Origin of the sequence: Bosea sp. PAMC 26642, assembly GCF_001562255.1 — a bacterium.
Classification (GTDB): Bacteria; Pseudomonadota; Alphaproteobacteria; order Rhizobiales; family Beijerinckiaceae; genus Allobosea.
In genome coordinates this window covers 412,271-434,248 of sequence record NZ_CP014301.1, presented here as the reverse complement: position 1 = coordinate 434,248, position 21,978 = coordinate 412,271, and the positions used below count along the sequence as shown (strand labels likewise).

At 68.6% G+C, this 21,978-nt stretch carries 26 protein-coding genes; 3 read left to right on the top strand and 23 right to left on the bottom strand.

Features of this window, described 5'->3' with window-relative positions; all coding sequences use genetic code 11:
• Window positions 1-4: 4 nt before the first annotated feature.
• The 13 genes from AXW83_RS02020 to AXW83_RS01970 form a co-directional block, all read right to left on the bottom strand.
• The gene (locus AXW83_RS02020) at window positions 5-673 is read right to left on the bottom strand and encodes a response regulator transcription factor (protein ID WP_066610175.1); all 669 of its coding nucleotides are present in this window, start codon (window positions 671-673) and stop codon (window positions 5-7) included.
• 57 nt (window positions 674-730) lie between these two features.
• A complete protein-coding gene (locus AXW83_RS02015) occupies window positions 731-1,051 on the bottom strand; it encodes a PepSY domain-containing protein (protein ID WP_066610172.1) in 321 nt (106 codons plus the stop codon).
• Window positions 1,052-1,140: 89 nt separating this feature from the next.
• Window positions 1,141-5,046 carry a baseplate multidomain protein megatron gene (locus AXW83_RS02010; RefSeq protein ID WP_066610170.1) on the bottom strand — a complete coding sequence of 1,302 codons (3,906 nt, stop codon included), beginning with the start codon at window positions 5,044-5,046 and terminating at the stop codon, window positions 1,141-1,143.
• Window positions 5,046-5,495 (bottom strand): C40 family peptidase, encoded by a 450-nt coding sequence (locus tag AXW83_RS02005; protein ID WP_066610168.1) that lies wholly within the window; start codon window positions 5,493-5,495, stop codon window positions 5,046-5,048. The genes AXW83_RS02010 and AXW83_RS02005 overlap by 1 nt, the downstream gene beginning before the upstream one ends.
• Window positions 5,492-6,373: a DUF2163 domain-containing protein gene (locus AXW83_RS02000; protein ID WP_066610166.1), complete on the bottom strand. Its 882-nt coding sequence runs from the start codon at window positions 6,371-6,373 to the stop codon at window positions 5,492-5,494. Before AXW83_RS02000 ends, AXW83_RS02005 begins: the two co-directional genes overlap by 4 nt.
• 10 nt (window positions 6,374-6,383) lie before the next feature.
• Window positions 6,384-7,022, bottom strand: coding sequence for a DUF2460 domain-containing protein (locus AXW83_RS01995; protein WP_066610164.1), 639 nt, complete (start codon window positions 7,020-7,022; stop codon window positions 6,384-6,386).
• 43 nt (window positions 7,023-7,065) lie between these two features.
• On the bottom strand, window positions 7,066-7,665 hold the full coding sequence (locus AXW83_RS01990) for a phage tail tape measure protein (RefSeq protein ID WP_066610162.1): 600 nt from the start codon (window positions 7,663-7,665) through the stop codon (window positions 7,066-7,068).
• A gap of 34 nt (window positions 7,666-7,699) precedes the next feature.
• Window positions 7,700-7,861 carry a phage tail assembly chaperone gene (locus AXW83_RS26355; protein WP_082766895.1) on the bottom strand — a complete coding sequence of 54 codons (162 nt, stop codon included), beginning with the start codon at window positions 7,859-7,861 and terminating at the stop codon, window positions 7,700-7,702.
• 38 nt (window positions 7,862-7,899) lie between these two features.
• Window positions 7,900-8,259, bottom strand: a complete 360-nt coding sequence (locus tag AXW83_RS01985) for a gene transfer agent family protein (protein WP_066610161.1) — start codon at window positions 8,257-8,259, stop codon at window positions 7,900-7,902.
• An 11-nt stretch (window positions 8,260-8,270) separates the two neighbouring features.
• Complete coding sequence (locus tag AXW83_RS01980; protein ID WP_236841909.1) at window positions 8,271-8,654, bottom strand: phage major tail protein, TP901-1 family; 384 nt, start codon at window positions 8,652-8,654, stop codon at window positions 8,271-8,273.
• On the bottom strand, window positions 8,561-9,115 hold the full coding sequence (locus AXW83_RS27690; protein ID WP_082766894.1) for a DUF3168 domain-containing protein: 555 nt from the start codon (window positions 9,113-9,115) through the stop codon (window positions 8,561-8,563). Before AXW83_RS27690 ends, AXW83_RS01980 begins: the two co-directional genes overlap by 94 nt.
• Entirely contained in the window at window positions 9,112-9,447 is a 336-nt protein-coding gene (locus tag AXW83_RS01975; RefSeq protein ID WP_066610159.1) for a phage head closure protein, read from the bottom strand. Before AXW83_RS01975 ends, AXW83_RS27690 begins: the two co-directional genes overlap by 4 nt.
• Window positions 9,448-9,450: 3 nt before the next feature.
• A complete protein-coding gene (locus AXW83_RS01970) occupies window positions 9,451-10,020 on the bottom strand; it encodes a head-tail connector protein (RefSeq protein WP_066610158.1) in 570 nt (189 codons plus the stop codon).
• Window positions 10,021-10,092: 72 nt separating this feature from the next.
• Between AXW83_RS01970 and AXW83_RS01965 the strand changes: the two genes are divergently transcribed.
• Window positions 10,093-10,872, top strand: coding sequence for a S1 family peptidase (locus AXW83_RS01965; protein ID WP_066610157.1), 780 nt, complete (start codon window positions 10,093-10,095; stop codon window positions 10,870-10,872).
• Window positions 10,873-10,936: 64 nt separating this feature from the next.
• Entirely contained in the window at window positions 10,937-11,776 is an 840-nt protein-coding gene (locus AXW83_RS01960) for a S1 family peptidase (protein ID WP_236841795.1), read from the top strand.
• A gap of 13 nt (window positions 11,777-11,789) precedes the next feature.
• Here AXW83_RS01960 and AXW83_RS01955 read toward each other — a convergent pair whose 3' ends face one another.
• The 9 genes from AXW83_RS01955 to AXW83_RS01920 form a co-directional block, all read right to left on the bottom strand.
• Entirely contained in the window at window positions 11,790-13,034 is a 1,245-nt protein-coding gene (locus tag AXW83_RS01955) for a phage major capsid protein (protein WP_066610155.1), read from the bottom strand.
• A gap of 26 nt (window positions 13,035-13,060) precedes the next feature.
• On the bottom strand, window positions 13,061-13,579 hold the full coding sequence (locus AXW83_RS01950) for an HK97 family phage prohead protease (RefSeq protein ID WP_066610153.1): 519 nt from the start codon (window positions 13,577-13,579) through the stop codon (window positions 13,061-13,063).
• Entirely contained in the window at window positions 13,576-13,758 is a 183-nt protein-coding gene (locus AXW83_RS26895; RefSeq protein ID WP_156639701.1) for a hypothetical protein, read from the bottom strand. The genes AXW83_RS01950 and AXW83_RS26895 overlap by 4 nt, the downstream gene beginning before the upstream one ends.
• Window positions 13,755-13,955, bottom strand: coding sequence for a hypothetical protein (locus AXW83_RS01945; protein ID WP_066610151.1), 201 nt, complete (start codon window positions 13,953-13,955; stop codon window positions 13,755-13,757). Before AXW83_RS01945 ends, AXW83_RS26895 begins: the two co-directional genes overlap by 4 nt.
• Window positions 13,952-15,139 carry a phage portal protein gene (locus AXW83_RS01940; RefSeq protein WP_066610149.1) on the bottom strand — a complete coding sequence of 396 codons (1,188 nt, stop codon included), beginning with the start codon at window positions 15,137-15,139 and terminating at the stop codon, window positions 13,952-13,954. The genes AXW83_RS01945 and AXW83_RS01940 overlap by 4 nt, the downstream gene beginning before the upstream one ends.
• A gap of 44 nt (window positions 15,140-15,183) precedes the next feature.
• On the bottom strand, window positions 15,184-16,497 hold the full coding sequence (locus AXW83_RS01935; RefSeq protein ID WP_082767434.1) for a DNA-packaging protein: 1,314 nt from the start codon (window positions 16,495-16,497) through the stop codon (window positions 15,184-15,186).
• Window positions 16,430-16,828, bottom strand: coding sequence for a hypothetical protein (locus AXW83_RS26890; protein ID WP_156639698.1), 399 nt, complete (start codon window positions 16,826-16,828; stop codon window positions 16,430-16,432). The genes AXW83_RS01935 and AXW83_RS26890 overlap by 68 nt, the downstream gene beginning before the upstream one ends.
• A 160-nt stretch (window positions 16,829-16,988) precedes the next feature.
• Window positions 16,989-17,570 (bottom strand): LOG family protein, encoded by a 582-nt coding sequence (locus AXW83_RS01925; RefSeq protein WP_156639695.1) that lies wholly within the window; start codon window positions 17,568-17,570, stop codon window positions 16,989-16,991.
• Between the two features lie 31 nt (window positions 17,571-17,601).
• Entirely contained in the window at window positions 17,602-18,981 is a 1,380-nt protein-coding gene (locus tag AXW83_RS01920; RefSeq protein WP_066610143.1) for a dipeptidase, read from the bottom strand.
• 394 nt (window positions 18,982-19,375) lie between these two features.
• On the opposite strand from AXW83_RS01920, the gene AXW83_RS01915 reads away from it, so the two are divergent.
• On the top strand, window positions 19,376-20,278 hold the full coding sequence (locus AXW83_RS01915) for a transposase (RefSeq protein WP_168166044.1): 903 nt from the start codon (window positions 19,376-19,378) through the stop codon (window positions 20,276-20,278).
• Between the two features lie 87 nt (window positions 20,279-20,365).
• Here the strand turns inward: AXW83_RS01915 and AXW83_RS01910 are convergent, their stop codons facing one another.
• Window positions 20,366-21,922, bottom strand: coding sequence for a helicase HerA-like domain-containing protein (locus AXW83_RS01910; RefSeq protein WP_066610141.1), 1,557 nt, complete (start codon window positions 21,920-21,922; stop codon window positions 20,366-20,368).
• Window positions 21,923-21,978 lie beyond the last annotated feature (56 nt).

Sequence of the window (21,978 nt, the reverse complement as noted above, 5' to 3'; positions counted from 1 at the left end):
CGGATCAGACCTTCTCGGGGGCCGCGGCGATGTAACCCAGACCACGGATGGTCTCGATGATGTCGACGCCTAGCTTCTTGCGCAGGCGGCCGACGAAGACCTCGATCGTGTTGGAATCGCGGTCGAAATCCTGGTCGTAGAGATGCTCGACCAGTTCGGTGCGTGAGACCACCCTGCCCTGATGGTGCATCAGATAGGCGAGCAGGCGGTATTCGTGCGAGGTGAGCTTGACCGGATTGCCGTCGACGACGACGCGGCTCGCACGCGTATCGAGGCGGACCGGGCCGCAGATCAGTTCCGAGGTGGCATGTCCCGCCGCGCGGCGCAGCAAGGCCCGCACGCGCGCCAGCAGTTCCTCGATATGGAACGGTTTGACGACATAGTCGTCGGCGCCCGCGTCGAACCCCGAGACCTTGTCGCTCCAGCGGTCGCGCGCCGTCAGGATCAGCACGGGCATCGATTTCCCGACCCGACGCCAGCCCTGCAGAACGGCGACGCCGTCAACCTTGGGCAGGCCGAGATCGAGGATGACGGCGTCGTAGGGCTCGGTCTCGCCGAGATACAGCCCTTCCTCGCCGTCGAACGCCTTGTCGACGGCATAGCCGGCATTCTCCAGCGCGGTGACGATCTGGCGGTTCAGGTCCTTGTCGTCCTCGACGACGAGCAGTCTCACGGTCGGCTTGCTCCTGTGGATGAGATCTTCGGCGACATCCCGGCGGGGACGATCCCGTCAGCGTATCGTCGCGACCTTGCCGGACTGGCCTTCAAGCGTGACCCGCGCAACGCGGCCGTCGCGCTTCAGCGTTGTGACCACATAAACGAATTCGTCGCCCTGGCGACAGAGGCGTATCCGCAATACCTCGCCGGGCGCCGCGTTCCTGGCGTGCAGCGAGGCCTGGGCCGGCTGCATGACGCGGCCATCCGACACCGCCTCGCGCGTCTCGTCGGCCGACAGACAGGAAATCGGCGCCGGATCGTCGATCCTGACGATCGGCAAGGGCGCGGCCAGCAAGGCGACGGCGAGGATCGGTTCGAAGGGCATCATCGACATGCGCTAGTCCCGAACAACTGAACGCGCCATGAATAGGCAACCCGCCGAGGCGTCGGCGCTATCGCAGGTTGTGGCCTGCGCAGAGTATGTCAGCGCACCGCGATCCGTCCACGCCATTCGTGCCCCCTCCCCGCGACCACACTGATTTGTGCGATGACGAGGTCGATATCGGCCTGCGGCGCACCGAAATCTGCGAGTTCGAGCGCAGCGGGGTAGAGCCAGGATGGCGCAGCCGTCTCCGCCTGCCGCAACGGCTCCGTCCCGTTCAGCACGCCGACCACATAGCGCTCGCTGTCCTCGCCGAGCGGCACATCGGCGATGTCCCAGGAATCGCCGTCGATTCGCGTGCGCCTGATCCAGCGCAGTTCGATCCCGGCGACCGTGCGCCGCGCCTGCGGCCGGACGGGAGCGAAGGGGACGAGTGCCGCCCCGGTCACGCTTGCCTCGACCTCGGCCATCGTCGGATCGCCGATATCGCTCTGCACGGGCCCGATCCGGTAACGCCGGACCATGCCCAGATCGGAAACGTCGCTGGTCAGCGGAACGGCGGCACCGTCGAGGACGACCACCCGCGACCCGGCCGGCAGCGTGCGCGATGCCGCCGCCTCGGAGCCGCCTATGCCGCGGACGAAGCCCGACAGCCGGAAGATGCGCTCGCCGATGAGTTCGACGCGCGAGGCCGTGACGATCTCGACCGTGCCGTCGGCATCCAACAAGGCAAGCGCATTGGCCCCACCGAGCTCCGCTTCCGGCGGCACGGAGGAGAGCACGCCGCCGCGCAGCCTGACGTCGAGCGTCGCGTGGCGATCGCTGCGCCAGAGCGGCCCCGGCGGCAGCGCGGTCAGCGTCTCGCCGACGATGGAAGGCGCCTCAATCAAGCTGAGCGGCGAGAACACGCCGGCGTCGTCTGCCTGCCAGACAGCGAGCGCGCCCGGCCAGGGCGACGCGAAGGCTGCCAACGACAGCAAGGGCGGCGGCTGGGTTCGCACGATCGGCAGGGACAGCGGCACGACCATCGGGCGGCCGGGCAATGCCGGAGCGGCGCGCGGGATGCGGGCCGGCCCACGTGCCCCTGCCGTCCGGTAGATCGCCGGCTCGACGGCCCGCGCGCTCGCCTTGCGGCTCGGCCCGTCGCTGATCCGGGTCAGGCGGAACAGCCGATCGCTGCCGTCGATCGCGAGCGAGACGACATCGCCGGGTTCGAGGTCGATGCAGCGTGGCGACAGGTCGAGTTCCAGCGTCTCGCGGCCGGCCCAGACCTCCTGCAGGCGCTGGTCGGCCAGCCTTTGACCCTCGGCCGGGCGCGTCACGATCGCGGTCTCGACACCGATCTCTCGACGGGCGGCGCCCGCGAGCCGGCGCGAGCGCGCGGCCGCCGCGCGATAGTCGCCGTCGCCATCGCTGAAGGAGAGCCGCAGCTCGCGCGGCAATTCGCTTTCCTGGGCGCGGCGCAGTTCGTAGGGGCGCCCCTCGCGATCGAGCAGCAGATCGTCGAGGCCGAGCGCGCGCACAACCTTGCCGCCCCGGCCGCGAAAGACGAGCCGGCCAGCGCTCATCGTCGCATCGAAACCGAAGGCCTGCGCCAGCGAGTCGAGCGCCTGGCGCGCCGACATCGGGCGCTCGATCACATAGCCATCGACGAAGCCGTCCAGCGTTACCTCGTCGGGCGCCGGCAGGCCGAAATCGGCGAGGATGGCGCGCAGCAGGCGGTCGACAGGCGTGCCCTCGATGCGTCCGTTGATCCAGTGCCCGGTGTCGTAATTGGCGCCGTCGGCCCAGATCGCGTTGAGATCGGGGAAGGCCGGGAACGGCCTGGCATCCCAGGTCCAGACGAAGATGCCGGCGGGATCGACCATGCGGATGCCGGTGACGGGATGAACCGGGTTGCGGGCCGGGTCGAAGCCCGCGCGCGCCGGATCGAAACCGGAGATGATAGCCTCCAGCCCGCGCGCCTGCACCAGATCGTCGCGCGCGCCACTGGAGAAATGCGGCCAGGCGTCCTCGGCCGATTTCGGATCGACGAAGGCGTTTGGGGCATTGCCGCCCTTGTCGATCGCCGGCAGCCCGATCTCGGTCAGCCAGATCGGCTTGGCGCCGGGCACGAATGAGGTGGCTGTGGTCTCGACGCCCCCCGCGCGCTCGACATGCGGCTGGCTCCACCAGTTCACGAGGTCCTTGGGGCGGAAGATCCAGGGCTTGTCGTAGGCCCCATCCTCGATCGGCAGCCGGTCCTGCGCGAGGCGTCCGTCAGCATCGTCATAATACCAGTCATAGGCCTCGCCCGAATTCAGGCGCGACCGCAGATAGGCGAGATCGGCCGGTCCGCCGGCGATCGCGGCATCGGCATGGCCGCCGCCGTCGCGCCAGTCCGAAAGCGGCGGATACCAGTCGATGCCGATCGCGTCGATGGCGGGCGAGGCCCAGAGCGGATCGAGCGGAAAGCGGATGTCGTCGCCGTCATCGCGGACATCGGCGCCATACTCCGTCCAGTCGGCGGCATAGGTCAGCTTAGTGTCGGGCAGCAGCGTCCGCACGTCCTGAGCCAGATCGACCAGCCCGTCGACCATGGGATAGCCGGCCTCGCCTCTCACATGCGTCAGGCCGATCAGCTCCGAGCCCAGGACGAAGCCGTGGACGCCGCCTGCCGCCTGAGCCAGCATCGCGGCGTGCATGACGAGGCGGCGATAGCTCCATTCGTCCGGCTTGGCGCAGAGGATCTGTTCGCCTGCAAGCGCCATGTCCGCTGGCGCAACTGTGCCGATGAAGGCGGCGATCTGCGCATCGGCCGCCGCGCTGCCCTCGGCATCAGGCGCGGGGTTGCAGGTGATGCGGCCGCGCCAGGGATAGGCCGGCTGTCCGGCGAGCCCGGTCTGGGGGTCGATGAGGCCGTTGCCAGTCGGGATGTCCATCATAACGAAGGGATAGAGCACGACCTCCAGCCCATAGGCATCGCGCAGGCGCCGGATCAGCGCGATCACGCTCTCGTCGGAGGGCGTGCCGCCGAAGGCCGGACGGCCGTCGACCTGGCTGACGATAAGGGCCGTGGCGCGCGACAGTCCGGCGGCGGACCATTCCGCGCCGATGGTCGGCTTGTGCGGGATCTCGACGCGCGGCGCGAGCGTGCAATGCCCGGCGCGCAGATCGTCGCCGAACCAGGAGACGACGAGCGAGATGCGACGCAGCGCCGGGCAGAGCTCCATCAGATGTCCGAGCGCGGTATCGACATCGGCACCGCCATAGAGCTGGTGGCGGGTCTGGCTGGCGGTGACGCCGGGTTCCGGCTCGTGGCTGACGGCGCGCGTCTCGTAGATGAACTCGCCGGCGCCCGGGATCAGGGTCCCGGCCCGGATCATGCCGCCGAGCCCCTCGACGGCCCGCACCACCTCGAAGGAGAATTGCGGTACGCGATTGCCATAGTCGCCGAGCGAAAAGCGCTCGAACACGACATAGGCGAGGCCGCGATAGGCCGGCGCCGCGCCCGCTTCCTTGGCCGCGATCAATGGGTCGTGCTCCTGGCTCTCATGGCCGTGATGAACACGCATGGCGATCGTCGCGACATCGATCTCGCGGCCATCGGCCCAGATCCGGCGCACGAAGGCGATCGGCCCCTCGCACAGCCCGATCGCGAGATTGGCGTAGTAGCTGTAGGTGGTCTCGGTCGTCTTCTGCGAGCGCCCGCCCTTGCCGCCGGATTTCGTGCGCGAGACGGTGACCTTGATCTCCTCCTCGAAGCGCGTCGCCCAGATCAACTGGCCGCCGAGCCGCGCCCGGCCGTAGAGGCGCGGGACGGCTGCGCCCTCGGTCGAGGCAAGCCCGCCGATCTCCTTCAGGCGCGGCCCCTCGACGGCGCGGCTGCCGCCCTCGCCGCCGAGAAGGGCCTGGTCGATCCGGCTGCCGGCGATGCCGCCGAGCGCCTGCCCGATCGCGCCGCCGATCGGCCCGCCCAGCGCCGTCCCGATCGTGGCGCCGGCGACCTGGAGAAGAAGCGTGGCCATCAGTCTGCGAGCTCCGGAAAGGAAAAGGCGTGGCTGCGATGGCGCCGCCACCAATCCGTGAAGGCGACCTCGCTCACCTGCGCGCCGTCATGAGCGTGGATGATGCGGTCGGGCGCGCTCAGGATGGCGCAGTGCTTGGCCGGCAGATGCGCGCGCCAGCGAAACAGCAAAACGTCGCCGGGCAGGGCCTCGCCGGCGTCGGATAGGGGCCGCAGATGCCGCAAGGCTGCGGCGGCAAGCCTGTCCCCTCCGAGACTTTCTGCCCAGCTCTGCGAATAGGGCGGCGGCAATTCCGGCTCGCTGCCATAAAGATCGCGCCAGATGCCGCGGATCAGCCCGAGGCAGTCGCAGCCGACGCCGCGCAGCGAGGCCTGGTGGTGATAGGGCGTGCCGAGCCAGGCCTGGGCCGCCTCGACGATGCGCGCTTGCGTGACGAGCCCGGCGCTCATCGAAACAGACTCCCGCCGTCGAGTTGCCCGTCTCCCGGTTTCACGCCGCCGATGATGAAGTCGTTGCCGGGGATATGCGGAAAGCCGCGAAAATTGATTCCGTTTGAAAATTTCGATCGGCAGGTCTCGAAGGTCTTGTCGCAGCCGGGCGTCAGCATGAAGGCGTCGCCGACGGCGATCGCGGCGGGCGACGCCTGCCAGAGTTCGATCGCGACGAGCCCATCGGCGCCGGAATGGCGCTTCACCTCCGTGACGAAGCCGAGATTGGCGCCGCTGGTGAAGACCAGCCTCCCGCCGGTGAAATACCCGTCGGCATAGGCGCCCAGCCCCGGCGCGGTCAGCCCGAGCCGGCCGTCGCTCGTTGCGACGACAGCCTCGACCGGAGACAATGCGACGCCGCAGCGCGCATCGCCGAGATCGGCGGCGCAGGAGCGGGTGTAGAGCCGGCCGCGCTCCTCGTCGAATGCCTTTGCGAGCCCTCTCACCTCGGCGGTGAAGCCGGTATCGCCGCGCCGGACCTCGCCGACGAAGCCGGCTTCCAGCAGCAGGCGCTGGTCTGGAGAGGCCCAGTTGACCAGCCAGACCGAAACGCGCGCATCGTCGTAGAGCCCGCGCGACAGATCGGCCTCGTTGAGCCCGCTTGCGGCAAAGGCGCCCGAGACCTCGCCGCCGCCGATGGCGAAGCCGAGTTCGGCCGCGGTTTCGGCCGCCTCAAGTCCGGTGCTGGCGGCGAAGACGATGCCGTCGAAACTCAGGTCGCGGTCGTGATCGGTGAAGCCGAGCACGAGCCCGTCGCGTCGGGTCAGGCTCCAGCAATGGCACAAGGTCGTGGCGGTCCCTTCGAGATGGGCGGCCAGAGCGGTCGGAATGGCGCGCATCGCGGCCTCCTCAGATGATGATCTCGACGACCGGGATCTTGGGGATCTCGCCAGCCTCGAAGGCCGAGAGATCGACCTCGATCATGTCGGTGTCGAAGCGCACAGGAACGTCGAAGGAAAAGCCCGCCGTCACGGCGGCGCCGGACGCCGGAGCGTGTCCCGGCGCGAAGGTGACGCGACCGGTCGCCGGGTCGCAGCTCGCGACATCCGGCAACGCCGTGATGCCCGCGACGGCGACGAGCACGCTGCCGTCAACCGGCTTGGCGATGACGCGCCGGTAGGGCGCCTCTGCCAAGCCATAGTCCTTCGCGAGCTGGAAGATTCGCGTCACGCCGTCGCCGATGCCGAGCGTCTGGTCGGTCGCCGACGGCGTCTGCGAGGGCGGACAGCTCTTGCAGTCGAGCTGGTCGCGCCAGCGGAAGCCGTAGAGCCGACCGCGCCGCTCCTCGAAGAAGTCGATGATCGCCATCAGCGCATCGAGCGTGCGCACGCCGAGCCCGGCATCGTAGCGCCGCCGCGAATGGGCCCAGCGGCTGTTGCGGACCTCGCGACCCGAGGCCAGCGCGACGATCTGCGTCAGCCGCTCCGGCCCGCCCCGCGCACCGCGCGCGATGTCGAGCGGAAACCGAACCTCATGGAAATCGCTCATCGCCGCCGGCCTCCCGTGTCATGGCATGTCCGCGAAAGGGTTCTCACAGTGCGCGGCTGCCACGCGCCACGGCCCGCGCGATCGCGGCCGAGACCTGCGCCTCCGAGCGACGGAAGCTGTCGGCGTCTGGCGTCTGGACCTGGACCGTGACGCTGAGCGGGCGCACCGCCGCACCTCCCGCCCGGACGCCAAGCCTGCCATCGGGTCCGCGCGACAGCGGCATGATCGCCTCGGCGCCCCTCTCGCCCATCAGACCGAGACCACGACCGAGCGGGAAATAGGATGGTGAGGCGACGACCCCGCCATCGGCGAAGGGGACCGGGCGCGCCGCGCCCCCACCTCCACCGAGGCCTCCCAGCGCTCCGGTGAACAGCCCGGTCAGGCTCTTCACGCCCGAACTCAGCAGGCCGGAGAGACTGCTCTGGATCGGCTTCAGCGCGGATTTGAGCAGGCTCTCGGTCATCGACTTGCCGACGCTGCGCAGCACGTCCTCGAAGCGCTTGCCCTCGATGATGCCCTTGGCGAAGGCTGAGGTGATCGATTTGCCAAAGGCATCGGCCGATTTGCTGAGATTTCGAGTCAAGATGTTCATCGCGCGCAGATCGGCGAGACGGGACGAACCCGCGATATCGTCCTCGGCCATGGCAGGCCCCTCCTTTGATCGCAAACGAGCGGCCTCACCCATCGGGGTGCGCCGCCATCAGTTGCTGCAGAACCCCACGCTCCGTCGCGGCGCGACGCGCGGGACGATGGGCCATAAGCGCGGCGCCGATCTCGCGTGGCGTCGCGTTCCAGAACTGGTCGGGGCTCCAGCCCAGCCGTCCGAGGCCGAAGCTCATGACTTCATCCCAAGGAAACGGTACCGCCGCCGAAGGGCTCACCCCGCCGGCGGCAGCGAAGGGCGGCTTGCGTCGCCGGCCTCCGCAGCGGGATCGCCGAAGGTGGCGTCGAGCAGGCGGATCGCCGCCGTGATCGCGCCGTTCAGCCCGTTCTCGAAGGAAAGGCCCGCGACCTGATCGTCGCTGATGCTGCTGCCCGCGCCGCGCAGGCCGGCGGCCAGGATGCGCGTGACGTCGCGGGCCGAGAGCCGACCAGCGACGAATCGCTCGCCGAGCGCCGGCAGGCTGTCGACCGAGAACGCATCTTCCAGTTCGGCGAGTGCGCCAAGCGTCAGGCGCATCGGCAGGGCCTCGCCCTCGACCATGAGGGCGGTCTCGCCCCGGTAGCGATTGACCATGGAAAAGCTCCTCAAAGCGCGGTGAAGGTCAGCAGGCCGGCGGATTCCAGCGACAGGTCGAAGGTGACCTCGCCGTCGTGGTCGCCGCGGTATTCGAGGCTCGAGAGCTGGAACGGCCCCGCGATCGTGCCGAATTCCGGCACGACGACCTGCCAGTTGCGGATCACGCCGTCGAAGAATATCTGGCGCACGAGCGCGTCCGAAGCCTCGTCCTTGAAGATGCCGGCGCCGCTGATGCTGGCGCGCCTGACGCCTGCGCCGGCAAGCAGTTCGCGCCAGCGCCCGGCCGATTCGGCGTGGGTCACGTCGACCGCCTCGGCATTGAAGGCGATCTGGCGGGCCCGCAGGCCCGCGACCGTGACGAACGCACCGCCGGCATCGGCCGCCTTGAGCAGCAGGTCCTTGCCTCTTTGGGCCGACATCGGCACCTCCTTGTCAGATGGGAGCAGAGAGTTTCGGTGACGGCGCGCAGGCGGATCGTGACCGATGCCAGACCCGTTCGGCTCGTGCGCGCCAGCCGCGACGACTGCCAGCGCAGGTTGATCAGGCGGTGCCCGGACAGCGCGAGCGGCGCCTCGTCCAGCGCCAGGACGACGAGCGCGGCCGCTTCCAGCGCGAGGCGCGACGAACTGCTCCGGTCGGCCCAGACGACGAGCGACAGACCCTGCTCGCAGCCCTTGTCGCTGCCGGTGGACCAGTCCTGCGCGTCGACCTCGCCATGGACGACATAGACGCCGCTCGCGGCGCGCGGCGCCTCGTCGTGGACGCACCCGGCGCCGATCAGCGCCGTGAGATCCGTGTCTGCGGTCAGCCGGGTCTGGATCGCCGCGCGGAGGGCGAGGATCGCGTCGCTCATGGCTTGATCTCCTCGACGAGACAGACAAGCCGGCGCCTGCCGCCATCGGGATCGACGACGGCGCGGATCTCGAAGATCCGCTCCTGATCGCGGAAGCGTTGGCTGGCATCGATGCCGGCGCGCCAGCGCAAAGTGATGCGGTGGGTGGCCAGCTGTTCAGGCCGACCCATGCGCCAGCGCTCGTCGCCGGAGAGCCATTCGACCTGGCCCCAGAGCGCCGCAATGGTGGCGAATCCTTGTGTCCTGCCGCCAAGGCCGTCGGGCGTCTCGACCGGGGCCTCGAGAGCGAGACGTCGCTTCAGAATTCCGACCGTGTGGGATGGCGCACTCATCGCTCAGAGCCTCGCCCGGCGGAACGGTGCGACCAGCGCCATGATCTCGGGCGGGAGCGCAGCCGCGTCGCGGCCCGCGACATCGCCGCGCAGTTCGAACCAGCGCGCCGCCAGCCTTAGTACAGCCTGCCGCAGCAGCGCCGGCACATCGGATACGGCCGGCCCGTAGCCGGCCGTGACATCGATCTCGATCGCACCCCGGCTGCGGCCGGGAGCCGGCACGGCGCCTACCGCCCGGACGACAGGCGGGTCGGCCAGCGCATCGAGTTGCAGCGAACCAGGCGATACGGCCTGGGGCTGCCCGAGGCCGTCATAGACCCGCGCGGCGACGATCGCAGCGACCGGCGAAAGCGGCAGCCGCAGTTCTCCGCCCTCCGGCCAGCGGTCGATCACGATCCGCCAGCCCTGAGAGATCAGCATCCGGCCGGACGCCGCCTCGATCATCAGGCGCGCGGCCGTGATCAGCGTGGCGAGAAGCTCGTCTTCATCGGACTGGTCGAGGCGCAGGAAGGCCTTGGCCTCGGCAAGTGGAACCGGCTCGATCGCCGGCGGCGTAAGGGCAAGGGGCGTCATGGTCGCTCCGAATGCGGGTTCAATTGATCGGCTCGGCGCGCTATCAGCCCTCGTGACGAGAGGGAGAACGCGATGAAGATCGGTCACGGGATCGCAGCCGCGCTGTCGGCGCTCGGCCTGCTGCTTGTTGCAGCCCCCGCCGCGGCCGTGGTCGGCGGCCGCGAGGGCGGGCCGGCAGCGACCGCGACTCTGATGGTGCTGAACGCCCGCGGCGGCGTCTGTTCGGCGATCGTATTGTCGTCCCGAGCGATCCTGACGGCGGCGCATTGCGCCGATGGCGGTGTCGATCTCCGGGTCCACTGGAAGGACGGGGCAAACGCGCCGGTGCTGATCGCCCCGGCCGGCATCGCGCTCCATCCCGAATTCGACGCCAAGGCGATCACGACGCGGCGACGCTCGATCGACCTGGCCTTGCTGCGTATGGCCGAGCCGCTGCCGGCCCGCTTCGTGCCGGCCACGCTGATCGACGGTCCGCTGCCGCGCGCCGGCGCCACCGTCATGCTCGCGGGTTATGGCGTTTTGCGCGAGGGCGAGGCCCGCACCACCGGCGCCTATCGCTCCGCCGAACTGGTCGCGGTCGAGCCCTATGGCCCGGGCCGGATCCTGCTCTGGGCTTCAGACGCCGCGACCGGCGGGAAAAAGCCGGGAGCCGGCGCCTGCCAGGGCGATTCAGGCGGCCCGATGCTTGGCGACGACGGCGGGATCGTCGCCGTTACGAGCTGGTCTACCGGCCCTGCCGGCAAGCAATGCGGGCTGCTCAGCCAGGGCGTCGTGGTCGCGCCCCAGCGCACCTGGATCGACAGAACCTTGTCGCAATGGGGCGAAAGCGCGCTCTGGACGACACGCCGCTGATCGGGGGGCTGGACTGGCGCGCCGCAAGCCATAGACTGGCCTTGTCTTCAAACAGGTTCCGGCCATGACATTGCGCGTCCTTCCCCTCGCCTTCGCCGCCATGGCGGCCCTGGCCTCGCCGGCCTTCGCCGTCGTCGGCGGCACGGCCTCGCGCGACGTCTCCGGTGCGCGCGCCTCCACCCTGCGGGTGGAAACCAGCCGCGGCGAATTGTGCTCGGGCGCGGCGATCGGGCCCGAACTCGTGCTGACCGCCGCGCATTGCCTGATGGGCGGCGGCGCGGTCAGCGTCGTCAGCCTCGACCCCCGCTTTCGCGCCCGCCGGCACGCCGTCGTCGCGGTGCTGCCGCATCCGAGCTTCGTGCCCGGCACGACGCCGCGCACCCAGCCGGGAGCCGATCTCGCAGTGCTGCGCCTCTCGGCGCCGCTGCCGCGCGACATCGAGCCCCTGACCCTCGGCGGTGGGATGTGGCAGGGCGAGACCGTCACCATGGCGGGTTTCGGGCTCGCGATCGAGGACAACAAGGGCACGGCGCGCCGCCTGCGCGAGACGCGCCTCGTCAATGCCGGCAACTACACGACCGCCAACACCGTCAAGGTCGCCGTCGATACCGAGGCCAAGGGCGAGACCCCCGGCGCCGGAGCCTGCCGCGGCGATTCCGGCGGGCCGGTGCTGCGCGGCAGAGCCAGTTCCCGCGATCTCGTCGGGATCGTGAGCTGGTCGAGCGGCCCTCTCAATGCCCGCGTGCGACGCATCTGCGGCGGCTTCACCGCGATCACGCCGGTCAGCGACCATCGCGCCTGGATCTCCGAGGCAAGCACCCGGCTGCTGTCCTTCGGCGCCGACGCGCGGGAGGTCGAACGCGAACCTCCGCGCGCCGGCTACAGCTGGTGGTTCTCGCGCTGAGCCTGCTTTCGGCTCAGACCGCGAAGCGCAGGCCCTTGATCGCCGCGAAGTCCTGCACGCCGCCGCCGACCCGCTTGGTGGTGTAGAACAGCACATAGGGTTTCGCGGAATAGGGATCGCGCAGGATGCGCACGCCCGCCCGGTCGACCACCAGATAGCCGCGCTGGAAATCGCCGAAGGTCACGGCGACCGCGTTGTTGGCGATGTTGGGCATGTCCTCGGCCTCGACCAGCGGGAAGCCCATCAGTGTCGCGGGCGCACCCACCGAGGCCGGCGGCTGCCAGAGATAATGCCCGGTCGAGTCCTTGAACTTGCGGATAATGCTCTGCGTCTTGCGGTTCATCACGAAGGAGGCGTTCTGGCGATAGCCGGCCTTCAGCGCATAGACTAGGTCGACCAGGATGTCGGACTGGTTGGCGCCCGGAAAGGCGCCCGCGACGCCGGTGTTGAGCACGCCGATATTGCCCCAGCTCCAGCTGGTCTCGGCCACGAAGGGGTAGGCCAGGAAACCTTTCGGCTTGTCCGTGCCGTCGCCGATGACGAAGGCCGCGCCCTCCTGTTCGGCGAAGGCGCTCTCGACCTCTTCTGCGATCCACTGGTCGATGTTGACGATCGCGTCGTCGAGCAGGGTCTGGGTCGCAGCCGGCATGGCGTAGAGCTCCATCGCCGGGAAGCTGAGCTCGGCCAGCGTCGGCGAGCCGGTCTGCGGCCGCGCCGCGGCCTCCGCGACCCAGCCCGAGGCCGGACCGGTGGTCGAGAACGCCTTCTTGTAGGTCCCCGATGAAATCGTCCGGACGCTGGCGATGCCGCGGATCGGCGAAACGTTGGCCAGGCGCCGCAGGATCTCGCTCTCGACCGTGGAGGGAGCGAGATAGCCGCCGTCGGGGCCCGAGCCCGCCGACAGCGCCTTGCCTTCAAGGCGTTTCAGGCCGCCGGCCTCGCCGCTGCGGATATAGGCGGCGAAGGCGGCCTTGTGCTCGCCCACCAGCGGATCGCGCTTGTCGTCATGGCCGAGCGCCGGGCGGCTGCGATCCAGCACCAGCCGATCGAGGCGGCGCTTCGAATCGTCCAGCGCGGCGTCGATGCGGGCGAGCTTCTCCTCGGTCAGCGGATCGGCGCCGCTGCGGCCCTCGATCTGCGCCAGCCGCTGCTCGTTGGTCGCGCGGTAATTCTCCAGCGTGTAGCGCAGATCGTCGAGCGCCATCGACAAATCAGGGCCTGCGGCCTTTGTCTCGGGAGCGTGTGTCGAAAGGGTCATGGTCTCTCCTCGGGGTGAACGGGGTGTCAGGCGTAGGCGAAGGCGTCACGCGGCAGCGCCTTGACGGCGGAGACGCGGGCCTGCGGCAGCATCGGGAAGGTGACGATCGAGATTTCCCAGAGATCGACCCGCTCCAGCCGCCGCAATCCGGTGCGCGGCTCGGTGCGGGCCTTCTCCGGCCGGAAGCCGATCGAGAGCCCGTCGACCGCGCCTTCGCGCATCAAGGCGTGGATCTCGCGGGCCCGGGCGACGGCGAGCGAGAGTCGGCCGCGCACGAACAGGCCGCGGCTGTCCTCGATCAGCGTTGTCCAGCGGCCGATCGGCTCGGCCGGGTCGTGTTGCCAGAGCATCTTGATGCCGGCCGGGCCGCGCCTGACCAGGCTCTCGCGAAAGGCGCCCTGCTCGACGATGTCCTTGCCGAGATCGGCGATGCGGAACAGGCTGGCATAGCCCTCGAACATGCCGTCGAGGCCGATATGGGAGGGCGGCAAGGGCAGGAACTTCGATTCCCGCGCAAAGGGTGTCAGCGGCAGGGCCGCCCTCATCGGGCGCCCTCCCCACCCTTTGTCGGCCGGCCGGAGCCGCCTTCGAGCCGCCCGAGATTTTGGACGAAGCGGCCGAAGGCCTCGATCTTCGGGGGCGGTGTAGCGGGCCTGGGCGGCCGGGCACGTCCCGTACCCGAAGACAGGGATGGCGACGGCGTCTTCTCGCCCGAGCGGGTCATGGCTGGTCTCCTTCATGGCGGGCGTTGAAGCGGTTGAGTTCGCGCACGAACTCATCGAAGCGCCGGTTGGCGGCGGTCAGTTCGCGCATCACGACATAGGCGAAAGCGGACGCCGAGCCGGCCCAGAGCAGCAGCCCGAGATGGCCGACATCGCCCTTGCCGACGAAGGCGGCGAGAAGCTGTTCGAGCGCGTTCATGATCGTTCATCTCCAGTTGCCGGCGCGGCCCGGCCGTAGCCGACGGCCTCGCGTTTCTCGTCTGCGCTGAGGAAGTCGGCCGCGCCGACCCGACGCCAGAGCGATTCCCGCTCATCCGCGAGCGCTTCGACCGCATCGAGATCGGGCTCGAGCGTGAGGTCGTCGCCGAAGGCCGGCCCGAGCCATTGCGCCAGCGATTGCGCGGTGCGGCGGACCAGAGGGATCGCCGTCTGTCGCCAGAAGGCGCGGTTGGCCTCGGCGAAATTCGCGTGGGTGTTGTCGCCGGGCAGGCCGAGCAGCAGCGGCGGCACGCCGAAGGCGAGCGCGATCTCGCGCGCCGCCACGCCCTTGGCCGCAACGAAATCGAGCTCCGCCGGCGTCAGGGACAGAGGCTTCCAGTCGAGTCCGCCTTCCAGCAGCAGTGGCCGGCCGGCATTGCGGGCGCCTTGGAAGCTCTCCTCCAGCTCTCCCTTGAGGCGATCGAACTGCGCCTGCGTCAGGCTGGCGCCATCGGGGCTGTCATAGACCAGCGCGCCCGAGGGTCTGGCAGCATTGTCGAGCAGGGCCTTGTGCCAGTTGCTGGCGGCATTGTGGATGTCGAGCGAGCAGGCCGCCGCCTCGATCGGCGACAGGCCGTAATGGTCGTCGACGGGATGGAACAGTGTCAGATGCAGGATCGGCGGCAACGGGCCATCGTCCTGGCGCAGGCGCACGGTCTGGCCGTCGACGCTGTAGTCATAGGCTTCGGCCCAGCCGTCGCGACCTGGCACGACGCGCATCCGGTCGGGCCGCAGCGCATGGAGTTCGCGCGGCTCGCGACCAAGGCTCGCTACTTCGACATAGGCGTTTCCGGCGACGAGCAGGTGGCCATAGAGCATCTCGCGGAAGGCGATGCCGCCCTGGCGCGGGTTGGGGCTGTCGATCAGCATCAGCGCCGGATGCCCGGGCTCCTCCCGCCCGGCCACCTTGGCGACGAGCGGGGTCTGCGCCGCCGCTTCCGCGATCAGCCGGACGCAGCGATGCACGACCGGGTTGCGCTCATAACCCTCTCGAGCGAGCGCCGCATAATCGCGCGGCGTCCAGACCGGGCGACCGGCCTCGTGCAACGCGATCAACGGCCCGACGCGCGAGCGTTTGCGATCCGGCGCGGCAAGGCCGCGCAGGCTGCGAAGAAAGTCGAGCATGGAGATCTCGCTATTTTGAGTCCGGGACCGGCGGCGGGATGTCGCTACAGCCCTCTCACTCGCGGGCGGCCCTTGGCTGCCAGCATCAGATGCGTCAGTGCCCAGACCAGCGCGTCGAGCCGGTCCGGCGATCGGCCCGAACTCAGTCCTCCCGGCCCGAAATCGCACATCTCGTCCTCCAGCGCCGGGAAGCATCCGGCATGGCGCACCCGGCCCTGCGCATAGAGCGCCGCCACCGGCTCGGCCCGGAGGTACTTGCCGCGCGTCGCCCTGACCGCCATCACCGGCACGCCCGGATCGACCTCGCGGATGACGGAGGTCGCCATTTCGCCGCCCTGGTTGACCTCGACGACCAGCGCATCGGCCTCATGGCGGCGATAGAGCGCCACGGCCTTCGCCGCCCATTCATGCGGACGGCAGCCGGAGACCGTGCCGTCTTCCAGCACATGCCCGACGCCGTCCCTGTCGATGCCGGCAACCACCAGCCCGCAGGAATCGGCCCGCTGCGAGGACGAGGCCGGCGGATCGACGGCGACCACGATGCGCGCCAGCCCCGGCGCCTCCGTCTCGCGGCAGGCCTCGATCGTCGCCCGCGTCCAGAGTGCGTCGGCGCTTTCCTCGACAAGTTCGCCATCGAGTTCCTGCCGGCCCAGCCACGTGCCGCCATAGGTCTGCGTCACGCTGCGGATGAATTCAGCAGCCAGATTGAAGTGGTTTGCGCGGGTTGCTGCGCGGCTGATCGCGACATGCGGATCGGCCAGCAGGCGCTTGATCAGCGGCACGGGACGCGGCGTCGTGGTGACGATCTGGCGCGGCCGGTCGCCGAGGCGAAGCCCGAATTGCAGCATGTCCCAGCACTCCTGAAGGTTCGGCCATTTGGCCAGTTCGTCGGACCAGGCGGCGCCGAATTGCGGGCCGCGCAGGCCTTCGGGATCTTCGGCCGAAAAGGCCTGGGCGATCGCGCCGTTGGGCCATTCGAGCCGGCGCCGCGACGGAAACCAGGTCGGGCGCTCCCAGCGGGTGTGGATCGAGAGCAGGCCGGAAACGCCCTCGATCATGACGTCGCGGACCTGCCCCTGCGTCTCGCCGACTAGGGCGATGCGGTCCGTTTTGATGTCGGCGAAGGGCGGATGGCCCAGCGCCATGCCTTTGACCCATTCGGCGCCGGTGCGGGTCTTGCCGGCGCCGCGCCCGCCGAGGACGAGCCAGATCGGCTTCTGCGGCGGCTCGCCAAGCCGCTGATCGAGCCGGCCAAACAGGCTCCACGCCTCGCCGAGCACCGTCAGGCAATCAGCTTCCAGGTCCGGAAGGAGATGCTGCGGGATCAGCCTTGCCCAACTCTCGGTCGGCAAGCGCATCAAGACGTCGTGCAAGCTCCTTTCGGAGTTCGGCAACGTGGCGCAATCCGTCGGCGGGGTCGGCTTCATCGGTGGGCTTGCCCTCCTGGCTCGCGTTCGCCGCTTCCATGGCAACCAGTTCACGGACGGTGCGGGCGAGCACTGCAAGCGCCTTGGCGTCGGACTCGCTCGCGACGGAGCCCGTCGGCAGATCGTCAAGACGCGCCTCGTGCGCATCGAGATGCCGTTTGGCCGCCCGCCACAGGGTGTTGACCACGGCCTTGCGGCCGACGGTCAGACGTTTGGGTTTCGCAGCCGGCAGCACCGGGGCGTCGTTTTCGTCATCGGACATGTGGAAACCTCGACAGCCAGACATGCGAAAGCCGCCGGCTGAGGGGCTCGGCGGCTTGGCGTCTGGTCACACTTCGTGAGCGTTCCGAATGTCTACCGGATCAGCGTCACGCTGTCAAGATAATATTCCTACAACCTGGAGGTGCGAAGCCGGGGATAAGTCAAACCTCCTCCTTCTCCACCCATTTGATCGTCTGCGCCGGCACGTACTGTTCCATCCGGTCGAGCAAGGTCGCGGGCTGCGTGTCGGTGATCGTCATGGCGCGGTGGGTCTGCTTCAGAAAGCCGGCCTCGACCGTCTGATCGAGAAATGCCGCCAGCGGGTCGTAGAAACCCGCTATGTTCAGGAATGCCAGCGGCTTGGAATGGATGCCAAGCTGGCCCCAGGTCCAGATCTCGAACAGCTCCTCGAAGGTGCCGATGCCGCCGGGCATGGTGATGAAGCCGTCCGAGAGTTCGGCCATGCGCGCCTTGCGAATATGCATGGTCTCGACGATCTCGAGCCGGGTCAGCCCGAAATGGCCGACCTCCTTCTCGCGCAAGGCCCGGGGGATGACGCCATGGACTTCGCCGCCGGCTTCCAGCGCCGCATTGGCGACGATGCCCATCAGGCCGACAGCGCCGCCGCCATAGACTAGGACCAGCCCACGCCGGGCGACCTCGGCGCCCATGGCGCGGGCGCCGTCGGCATAGACGGGATCGTTGCCGGGATTGGACCCGCAGAAGACACAGACAGATTTCATGCCAGCCATTTTCCTTAAAACGCCTTTCTCCTCAGCCCAGAGCCTGCAAGATGCGCGCCCAGGAGCGCTGGCCCTTGTGGAACGAGGACAGGTCGTATTTCTCGTTGGGCGAATGCACGCGGTCGTCATCGAGGCCGAAGCCGACGAGCAGCGTGTCCATGCCGAGCAGGCGCTTGAAATCGCCGACCACGGGAACCGAGCCGCCCGAGCCGATGGTCACGGCCTTGCGGCCCCATTCCTCGGTCAGCGCCGCGCGCGCCTTGGTCAGCGCCGGCGAATCCGAGGGAACCGCGATGGCGGGCGAGGCGCCGTGCGCGATGAACTCCGCCGTCACATCGGCCGGCAGGCGCTCGCGCACGAAGGCCTGGAACGCCGCGGCGATCTTGCCGGGGTCCTGCTTGCCGACGAGGCGGAACGAGATCTTGGCCGAGGCCTTGCCGGCGATGACGGTCTTGGTGCCCTCCCCGGTATAGCCGCCCCAGATGCCGTTAACGTCGCAGGTCGGCCGCGACTGTATCTGCTCGATCAGCATGCGGCCCTTTTCGCCGATCGAGTGCTTCAGGCCGATCTGGCCCAGAAACTCCTCCTCGGTGAGGTTCAGATCGGCCCAATCGGCCTTCTGCTGGTTGGACGGTTCTTCGACGCCCTCATAGAAGCCGGGCAGCGTGATCCGGCCGTCCTCGTCGTGCAGGCCGGCGACGATCTTCGCCAGAACATGCACCGGGTTGGCGGCCGCGCCGCCGAACAGGCCCGAATGCAGGTCGCGATCGGCGCAGGTGATCGTGACCTCCTGATAGACCATGCCGCGCAGCGAGGCGGTGATCGCAGGTGTCTGCCGGTCCCACATGCCGGTGTCGCAGACCAGCGCGAAATCCGCCTTCAGCTCCTCGGCATTCTCACGGACGAAGGCCGGCAGGTTGAGCGAGCCCGATTCCTCCTCGCCCTCGACCATGATGGTGACGCCGACCGGCAGGTCGCCGGTCTCGGCGAGCGTCGCACGCATCGCCTCGACGAAGGTCATGACCTGGCCTTTGTCGTCGCACGCTCCGCGCGCGATGATCGCCCGGCGGCCCGGCTCGATCTCCCTGACCACCGGCTTGAACGGTTCGGTATCCCAGAGATTGAGCGGATCGACCGGCTGGACGTCGTAGTGGCCGTAGAACAGCACATGCGGCGCGCCGGGCCTGGGGCGGTGCGCGAGGACGATCGGCTGGCCCGGCGTTTCGCGCAGGCTCGCCTCGAAGCCGAGCGACTCGAGATCGGCAACGAGCCATTCGGCAGCGCGGCGCGTATCGGCGTTGAAAGCCGGATCGGTGCCGATCGAGGGGATCTCCAGCCAGGACGACAGACGCCCGAGCGCAGCCTCGAGATCGGAATCGAGGCGGGAGAGGATCGCGGGAAGTTTTGACATGGCACTCGGCACAGGCTGGGCTCTCATCGCCTGAGAGCCGATTCAGGTGGCGCCATCATGACAAGGCTTGGCGGCGGCGTCAGCTACCAAGACGGGCATGACGCATTGCGTCGGCTCGACAACCGAGCGCCGTCATTCCGGGCGCGGCGCAGCGAAGACCCGGAATCCATGCCGGAACGCCAATCTAGGCTCAGGCATGGATTCCTGTGTGTTTGATCTGTGTCATGATTTGTGCGGGCGGGAAGCCGTTGGATTCCTGGTGGCAAACACCGTGACCCGGCCAGGCTCCCGCCCGCGTTCCAAGACCCCATCCTGAACAGTTGACCGAGGCCGCTTGCACCGGACCTCGCAGCACAGGGACAGGCCCCATGATCATACACCCCTGCTTCATCGGATGCGATATCGCAAACACCATCTCGACCTGTTCGATGAGGCGAGTGGCACAAGTCTTCGTATCGCCAATACGAGCCCGGCCATCGCGGCCTGGCTGTCGGGGCTGGCCGATCCGGCCGGTAGCCTCATCGCCTTCGAGGCCACCGGCCCCTACGATGCAACCCTGCGCCGTGCGCTGGAACAGGCCGGCTTGCGTTTCGTGCGCCTCAATCCGGCGCGCGCGCGTGACTTCGCCCGCGCCACGGGGCGCCTGGCCAAGACCGATGCGATCGACGCCCGCATGCTCGCCGCCATGGCCCGCAGCCTCGCGCTGGAACCCGACGCACCTGTCGAGCCCGCTCGCAACGCTTTGGCCCAACTGCACAAACGCCGCGACCAGCTCGTCGCGATCCGTGCCGCCGAGCGCGTCCGTCTCAGCGAGGGACAGGACCAAGGCGGCAGCCTGGCGCGCCATCTTGCCTGGCTCGACGACGAGATCGACACGCTCGAGCGCCTCATCAGCGATGCCTTGTGCGCAAACGAGGCCCTGGCCCGCACACAGGCTCTGTTGCGTTCGGCGCCGGGCGTCGGACACGTCACCGCAACCACCCTGATCGCGCTGATGCCAGAACTCGGACATGTCTCGCCAAAGGCGATAGCAGCCTTGGCGGGGCTGGCCCCCTTCAACAACGACAGCGGCCGCCACCGCGGCAAGCGCAGCATCAGGGGCGGGCGCAGCCGCGTCCGGAGCGCCCTCTACATGGCGGCACTGGCAGCCAAGCGAACCTGCCAGCGCTTCAAGGCCTTCTACGACGCCATCCTCGAACGAAGTGCCGCAGCAAAAGTCGCCCTGATCGCCGTCGCCAGAAAACTCCTCACAATCCTCAACGCCATGATCAAGACAAACACAGCCTTCCAGCCATGATCAGGATGCGCAACGACACAGTTGCCGGGTCTCCGCTTCGCTCCGCCCGGAATGACGCCACGCTTTTGCGTAGACTTGCGAACCTTCTCAGCGCCGCCCACCCATCATGCTGCCGAGCACGCCGCGCAAAATCGCGCTGCCGACCTGGCGGCCGATAGACGTGGCCGCCGAGCGCGCCGCCGAGGTGATGATCTTCTCGGTCATGCTCTGCGGCAGGGCGCCGCCGCGGCTGCCAGGGCCGGTCTTGGGGCGCGGCGCATTCGCGTTGCCGCCGAGCCAGCCGCCGATCGTATCCATGATCCCGCCGCCGCCCGTGGTCGAGGCCTCGACCGGCGCTTCGCCGTCCGGCGTCAGGTTCTTGCGCTTCATCAGTTCTTCATAGGCCGAATCGCGGTCGACCATCGTGTCGTATTTGCCCTTGAAGCCGGACGCGTTCATCGCCTGCTGGCGGATCTGCGCCGAGCAGGGACCGACCTGAGCCATCGGCGGCGCGATCATCGTGCGCTCGACCATGGTCGGCGTGCCTTTGCCTTCCAGCGTCGAGGTCAGCGCCTCGCCGACGGCGAGCTGGGTGATCGCCTCCTCGGTGCTGAATTTCGGGTTCTGGCGGAAGGTTTCGGCAGCGGCCTTGACCGCCTTCTGGTCGCGCGGGGTGAAGGCGCGCAGCGCGTGCTGGACGCGGTTGCCGAGCTGGGCCAGCACCGTATCGGGGATATCGAGCGGGTTCTGCGTGACGAAATAGACGCCGACGCCTTTCGAGCGGATCAGCCGCACGACCTGCTCGACGGCCGTCAGCAGCGCCTTGGGCGCGCCATTGAACAGCAGATGCGCCTCGTCGAAGAAGAAGACGAGTTTCGGCTTGTCGAGGTCGCCGACTTCGGGAAGCTGCTCGAACAATTCCGAGAGCAGCCAGAGCAGGAAGGTCGCGTAGAGCCGCGGATTGGCCATCAGCTTGTCGGCGGCCATGATGTTGACGATGCCGCGGCCATAGCGGTCGGTCTTCATCAGGTCGGCGATCTCCAGCGCCGGCTCGCCGAAGAACAGGTCACCCTTCTGGTTCTCCAGTACCAGCAGCGAACGCTGGATCGTGCCGACCGTCTGGGAGGTGACGTTGCCATATTTCGTCGTCAGGTCCTTGGCGTTCTCAGCGATGAAGGCAAGGATCGCGCGCAGATCCTTGAGGTCCAGTAGCAAGAGCTTCTGCTCGTCGGCGATGCGGAAGGCGATGTTGAGCACGCCTTCCTGGGTGTCGTTGAGATCGAGCAGCCGCGCCAGCAGCAGCGGCCCCATCTCCGAGATCGTCGCACGGACGGGATGGCCCTGCTCGCCGAACACGTCCCAGAACACGGTGCTGAACTGGTCGGGCTCGTATTTGATGCCGATTTCCTGGGCGCGCTTGACGAAGGGCGGCTTGGAATCGCCTGGCGCCGCGATACCCGACAGATCGCCCTTGATGTCGGCGGCGAAGACCGGGACGCCGTTGCGGGCAAAGCCCTCCGCCATCACCTGCAGCGTCACGGTCTTGCCGGTGCCGGTCGCGCCTGTCACCAGCCCATGGCGGTTGGCGAGCTTGAGCAGCAGATCTTCCTCTTTCCAGCTCTTGCCGATCAGGATCGCGCCGTTGCCGGTGTCCGCTTGCGCCATGATATCCGCCTGTTGTGTTATCGAAAGGTCAGGGGCAAGGGTGTAGCGAAACGCGC

Coding starts and splice junctions, on each gene's coding strand:
- AXW83_RS02015 (WP_066610172.1), bottom strand. CDS start 1,051: ATGTCGATGATGCCCTTCGAACCGATCCTCGCCGTCGCCTTGCTGGCC.
- AXW83_RS02010 (WP_066610170.1), bottom strand. CDS start 5,046: ATGGCCACGCTTCTTCTCCAGGTCGCCGGCGCCACGATCGGGACGGCG.
- AXW83_RS02005 (WP_066610168.1), bottom strand. CDS start 5,495: ATGAGCGCCGGGCTCGTCACGCAAGCGCGCATCGTCGAGGCGGCCCAG.
- AXW83_RS02000 (WP_066610166.1), bottom strand. CDS start 6,373: ATGCGCGCCATTCCGACCGCTCTGGCCGCCCATCTCGAAGGGACCGCC.
- AXW83_RS01995 (WP_066610164.1), bottom strand. CDS start 7,022: ATGAGCGATTTCCATGAGGTTCGGTTTCCGCTCGACATCGCGCGCGGT.
- AXW83_RS01990 (WP_066610162.1), bottom strand. CDS start 7,665: ATGGCCGAGGACGATATCGCGGGTTCGTCCCGTCTCGCCGATCTGCGC.
- AXW83_RS26355 (WP_082766895.1), bottom strand. CDS start 7,861: ATGAGCTTCGGCCTCGGACGGCTGGGCTGGAGCCCCGACCAGTTCTGG.
- AXW83_RS01985 (WP_066610161.1), bottom strand. CDS start 8,259: ATGGTCAATCGCTACCGGGGCGAGACCGCCCTCATGGTCGAGGGCGAG.
- AXW83_RS27690 (WP_082766894.1), bottom strand. CDS start 9,115: ATGAGCGACGCGATCCTCGCCCTCCGCGCGGCGATCCAGACCCGGCTG.
- AXW83_RS01975 (WP_066610159.1), bottom strand. CDS start 9,447: ATGAGTGCGCCATCCCACACGGTCGGAATTCTGAAGCGACGTCTCGCT.
- AXW83_RS01970 (WP_066610158.1), bottom strand. CDS start 10,020: ATGACGCCCCTTGCCCTTACGCCGCCGGCGATCGAGCCGGTTCCACTT.
- AXW83_RS01965 (WP_066610157.1), top strand. CDS start 10,093: ATGAAGATCGGTCACGGGATCGCAGCCGCGCTGTCGGCGCTCGGCCTG.
- AXW83_RS01960 (WP_236841795.1), top strand. CDS start 10,937: ATGACATTGCGCGTCCTTCCCCTCGCCTTCGCCGCCATGGCGGCCCTG.
- AXW83_RS01955 (WP_066610155.1), bottom strand. CDS start 13,034: ATGACCCTTTCGACACACGCTCCCGAGACAAAGGCCGCAGGCCCTGAT.
- AXW83_RS01950 (WP_066610153.1), bottom strand. CDS start 13,579: ATGAGGGCGGCCCTGCCGCTGACACCCTTTGCGCGGGAATCGAAGTTC.
- AXW83_RS26895 (WP_156639701.1), bottom strand. CDS start 13,758: ATGACCCGCTCGGGCGAGAAGACGCCGTCGCCATCCCTGTCTTCGGGT.
- AXW83_RS01945 (WP_066610151.1), bottom strand. CDS start 13,955: ATGAACGCGCTCGAACAGCTTCTCGCCGCCTTCGTCGGCAAGGGCGAT.
- AXW83_RS01940 (WP_066610149.1), bottom strand. CDS start 15,139: ATGCTCGACTTTCTTCGCAGCCTGCGCGGCCTTGCCGCGCCGGATCGC.
- AXW83_RS01935 (WP_082767434.1), bottom strand. CDS start 16,497: ATGCGCTTGCCGACCGAGAGTTGGGCAAGGCTGATCCCGCAGCATCTC.
- AXW83_RS26890 (WP_156639698.1), bottom strand. CDS start 16,828: ATGTCCGATGACGAAAACGACGCCCCGGTGCTGCCGGCTGCGAAACCC.
- AXW83_RS01925 (WP_156639695.1), bottom strand. CDS start 17,570: ATGAAATCTGTCTGTGTCTTCTGCGGGTCCAATCCCGGCAACGATCCC.
- AXW83_RS01920 (WP_066610143.1), bottom strand. CDS start 18,981: ATGTCAAAACTTCCCGCGATCCTCTCCCGCCTCGATTCCGATCTCGAG.
- AXW83_RS01915 (WP_168166044.1), top strand. CDS start 19,376: ATGCGATATCGCAAACACCATCTCGACCTGTTCGATGAGGCGAGTGGC.
- AXW83_RS01910 (WP_066610141.1), bottom strand. CDS start 21,922: ATGGCGCAAGCGGACACCGGCAACGGCGCGATCCTGATCGGCAAGAGC.